This is a genomic window from Cylindrospermopsis sp. CR12, assembly GCF_001432185.1.
Taxonomy (GTDB): Bacteria; Cyanobacteriota; Cyanobacteriia; order Cyanobacteriales; family Nostocaceae; genus Raphidiopsis; species Raphidiopsis raciborskii.
In genome coordinates this window covers 1-4,816 of record NZ_LMVE01000083.1, presented here as the reverse complement: position 1 = coordinate 4,816, position 4,816 = coordinate 1, and the positions used below count along the sequence as shown (strand labels likewise).

At 43.1% G+C, this 4,816-nt stretch carries 2 protein-coding genes; both read right to left on the bottom strand.

Annotation, left to right across the window (positions count from 1 at the left end):
• Positions 1-2,965: DVUA0089 family protein (locus ASL19_RS09465; protein ID WP_200959842.1), on the bottom strand; the 2,965-nt coding region annotated here is incomplete at its 3' end.
• Between the two features lie 143 nt (positions 2,966-3,108).
• Positions 3,109-4,704, bottom strand: a complete 1,596-nt coding sequence (locus tag ASL19_RS09460) for a bluetail domain-containing putative surface protein (protein ID WP_057178150.1) — start codon at positions 4,702-4,704, stop codon at positions 3,109-3,111.
• Positions 4,705-4,816 lie beyond the last annotated feature (112 nt).

The window sequence follows — 4,816 nt, the reverse complement described above, 5'->3', positions numbered from 1 at the left end:
CTTGGGTGTCATCATTGGTAATGGTTCCCGTCGCAGTTGGCGTAATAATGGTGGCATTAGTGGGGTTAGAAAGGGTAACTGTAAACCCTTCATCCGGTTCAACAATAGTGTCTCCTGATACGTTCACTGTCATGATTTGACTGGTTTCACCTGCTGCAAAACTCACAGTGCCAGTTGGGAGAGTGCCACCAAAATCAGTGGTATCTGCTTGGTTAGTGCCGAATCCGGTTACTGCCCAGTTAGCACTACTGCTATTAGTGGTATCTCCAGTGCGGGTAACGGTGAAGGTAAAAGCTTTTATGCCTGCACTCCCTTCTGTTTGGGTGGCATTGGTAGATGCGATCGCTAATGCAGCATCATCGTTTTGAATAGTTCCCGTAGCGGTTGCTGTAGTAATAGTCGCGCCACTGGGGTTAAAGAGGGTAACTATAAACCCTTCATCGAGTTCAACTGTAGTGTCTCCTGACACGTTAACTGTGATAGTTTGACTAGTTTGACCCGCTGCAAAACTCACCATGCCAGTTGGTAGGGTGCCACCAAAATCAGTAGCATCTGCTTGGTTAGTGCTAGAGCCAGTAACTGCCCAGTTAGCACCGCTACCGGAAAGGCTCAAATCAAGGGTGTAGTTGCCTGTTTCAGCGGATGTTCCGCTGCCCATAATGAGAGGATTGAAGTTTTTGTTCCCATAGCCAGCAACACCTACATAGTAGTCAGTGTCAGGATTGAGGGATATTTGTACCGTATTAGTACTGCTGCTAGATGTAACAGCTGATAGGCGATCGCCCTGTCCGTTAAACACATAGACCCTAGGCATCACTGCACTTTTCCCTGTGCCTATTCCCCGGGCTGTGGCGGTCAGAATACGTGGTGTTGTGCCAGTTCCCTGGAAATTGACTTTCACAAAATCCACATCGGTTGCACCAACCGCCACCTGATCATCGTTACCAATGTTGCGCTGGAGGGAGATGAAGTTGCTGCTGCCAGTATTAGTCTGAGTTAGATTAAAACTGGGTAAGTTAGTGTGGATATATCCATCTGCATCTGTTGCAGTAGTGGCACCTCCACCATTGGGGTTTTGGGGAGCAGTGTTTGGTTGCAGGATGATGCTCAACTGGGATGAACCGGTACTACCTGGGCGACGGCTTAAGTCACTATCAACAGCATCAGGCAAGGTATTGATGTTGTAGGTGGAGTTACCATAACCGCTTACCCCTAAATAGTATGTACCTGCTGTGGTGAAAACATATTCCAGACGAGACAGCAATCCTTCTCCACTATCATCATCAATGGCTAACTCATTACCACTGGCATCAAATAAACGCAGCACAGTGTCTATTGGGTCATCAAAATTTCCATTGCGATCGGAATCTAACAGGTCTAAATAAGCTTTTCCGCGTATCTGTCCAAATTTCCCAATATAGTCAGGCACGTAATTGCTGGTTTGGAAGATAACCAAACCGGGATTAACTGTGAACCTGATCAGATCCACATCTTTATCTCCCACCGCAATCAGATTGTCTGGTGTGGGATCAACACCCGGTAAGTCCGTATCTGGTCCAATGATTGAAAGAATGTCAGCACCGCCAGCAGGGGCAAAATTACTTAAAGCACCTATATCCCGCGCCCCGGTTGCCGTACCATTGGGATCGCCCACAAAGGGTGTGGCATTGGGATTAAAGGCAACCTTGATGGCGTAATCCCCATTACTACCTTCAACTCCACTATTGGCACTAGTGAGAGAGTAGGAGAAATTGGCATAACCACTGACACCAAAGTAATAAGTGCCTGCCTTTAAATAGGCGTTGAGGCGAGAGTAGAAATCAGGTCCCGTATCGTCATCGCCTCCCAGTTCCTTCCCGTAGACATCAAACAAGCGGAGAATGGTATCCATACCTGCACCATTTTGCGGAAGAGATGTCTCCAAGCTAATGGTACCAGCTTGGCCTAGTTCAAAACGGTACATGTCCACATCTGCTGGAACTAGATTGTTGGAACCTGGGTCAGTTCCTACACTGAATGATGATGTATCTGGACTGGTGAGGATACTTAAAGTTCGCTCATTGATCACACCCAAATTGGTGGCAGTTACCAATGTGGGATTGGTGTCCGTATAACTACTACTTGTATCTCCAATGCGGATAACAGTGAAGGTAAAGGCTTTTATACCTGTATCTCCCTCTCTTTGAGTGGCATTCGTTGCTTCAATAGATAACGTGGGTAGTGTAACTGGTGTGATTGATAGGTTAAAAGTTTTAGAATCGCCCTTGTTAATATTTGCATCATTTACACTTAAAATAACGCTGTAGCTGTTTTTGGTGTTATAATTCAGATCCGTTCCGGCTTTTAGGTACAATTCATTTCCCTTAATCTCAAAGCTAGAAGCATCGGAACCACTTAAGCTAGTTGTATTATTGCCAAAAATATCGTCGGTAATGCTCAAATTAGCAACCTTGACTGCTGTGGATGTAGAGGTATTTTCTGGAATTGTTGTGATTGGATTCACCAATTCAATTAAAGGAGATCCATTTAATACAGTAATCCCATCTGCTGTGGAGAATTCTGTTGGATCTGCTACTATTGTAAATAAGCTACTTGTGGTATTTAAGTTGGATTTGGTTGTTAGTAGGACAAGGGCAAAACGTTCAAGTTTATCTTTTCCGATGGCTTTTCCTATACTGTCTTCAGGAAAAGATCCTCCTCCTACCTGAGCATTTCCTGTGGTAATGTTTTCTGACCTTAACAATGGCAAACCATTTGTAACTGTTAAAGATGTAGCTGTTAGGGAGTTAGGGTCCCATTTCAGGTTTAGACGTGATCCAACAATACCCGATGGATTGATATGTAGGTCTTGTAACTGTATCTCAACCCAAAATGTAGTACCGCTAGCCAGTTGAGTGCTAGTTAATGCCTCCCCAGGAGTTCCTGCATTATCCTGAAGCAAGTTAATCTTTGACACAATAGACATGAGTACTGCTCCTTCTACTAAAAAATGTGGGAACTTTTTGGCGAATCCGCCACAGAAAAGCGAACCTAGCGGGAATTGCAACTACGCACCAACAATAGTATCACGTTTTTACCACTAGTATTAACCAAAATTTCAATAAATCTCTACACAAATAAACTTAAATTGCTCACTCCTATATTCCCTACTCTCGGTAAAGTACTACTATATCCTGTCAGATTAATCACCAAATCTGTGGCGGGATTAAACCCCCCTATGCCATCATTCACTATCAAGTAAGTGCCACCTATTCCCTGTGCTGTTGACACCACCAATGCTGCACTGTTAGTCGCGAACGCCTGATTTCCACTTTCTGCTCCATTGGCATCAATAAATACACTATTCACTAAGCTATCCAATGTACTAGCAGTGCTATTGGTAGCACGGGTTAATACACTTGGTGACAGTCCATTCACCCTTATCTTGTCCTTACCAAATTGAAAATCCCTTATTTTGTCCGGTTTACCCACTACGGAATCCCCAAAGTTAAACACAAAGGTGTCATTTCCTTGCAGTCCTGTTAGCACGTTTTGACCACTGTTTCCTGTGATTACATTGTCCTTACCGTTGCCTATACCATTTATATCTGTTGTACCTGTGAGAGTTAAGTTCTCTATTTGCGGGAGAGCAGCTAGGTTATAGTTGACACTGGAAAATACAGTATCATTACCCTCATTGGGTAATTCAATAATCACCACACTAGCAGTATTGACTATAATGATGTCATCTCCTTTTCCTGGCATTACCGTACTCTGCCTAGTGGTAGCATCTATAATATCTCCTTGGTCTGTGCCAGATATTACTTTGGGTTGGTTATTGTCATCATTGGTAATTGTCCCCCTAGCAGTCCCAGTGGTAACAGTAGCATTGGTTGGGGTAGAGAGGGTGACTATAAACTCTTCATCCAGCTCAACACTAGTATCTCCTGACACATTCACTGTAATAGTTTGACTAGTTTCACCTGCTGCAAAACTTACCGTGCCAGTTGGTAGGGTGCCAGCGACAAAATCAGTGTTATTTGCTTGGTTGATGCCAAATCCCGTCACTGTCCAGTTAGCACTGCTAACATTGCTAATATTTCCACTACGAATTACGATAAAGTTAAAAGATTTTGTGCCAAGATTACCCTCACTTTGAATGGCATTTGTTGCTTCAATAGATAACGTGGGTAGTGTAACTGGTGTAACTGATAGGTTAAAAGTTTTAGAATCGCCCTTGTTAATATTTGCATCATTTACACTTAAAATAACGCTGTAGCTGCTTTTGGTGTTATAATTCAGATTTGTTCCGGCTTTTAGGTACAATTCATTTCCCTTAATCTCAAAGCTAGAAGCATCGGAACCACTTAAGCTAGTTGTATTATTGCCAAAAATATCGTCGGTAATGCTCAGATTAGCAACCTTGACTGCTGTGGATGTAGAGGTATTTTCTGGAATTGTTGTGATTGGATTCACCAGTGCAATTAAAGGAGAGCCATTTAATACAGTAATCCCATCTGCTGTAGCGAAGTGTATTGGATTTGCAGCTATTGTGAACAGGGCCGTGTTAGCATCTAAATCAAATTTAGTTGTTAATTTGACAAGAGCAAAACGCTCAAGTTTATCTTTTCCGATAGCTTTTCCTATACCTGCAGTGGGAATAGATCCTCCTCCTACTTGAGCATTTCCTGTGGTAATGTTTTCTGACCTTACAGCGGTTTTCATGTAAATAAACCACAATGATTGAACCAATTAAGCGCATCCTCTGCTGTAATATAATTTACTGCACTTGTCATGGACTCATTTAGGGCTTCTAATGTTCGTGCCTCCCGACTAC

Bases quoted from the DNA above. Each gene is read 5' to 3' on its own strand.
- ASL19_RS09460 (WP_057178150.1), bottom strand. From the start codon at position 4,704: ATGAAAACCGCTGTAAGGTCAGAAAACATTACCACAGGAAATGCTCAA.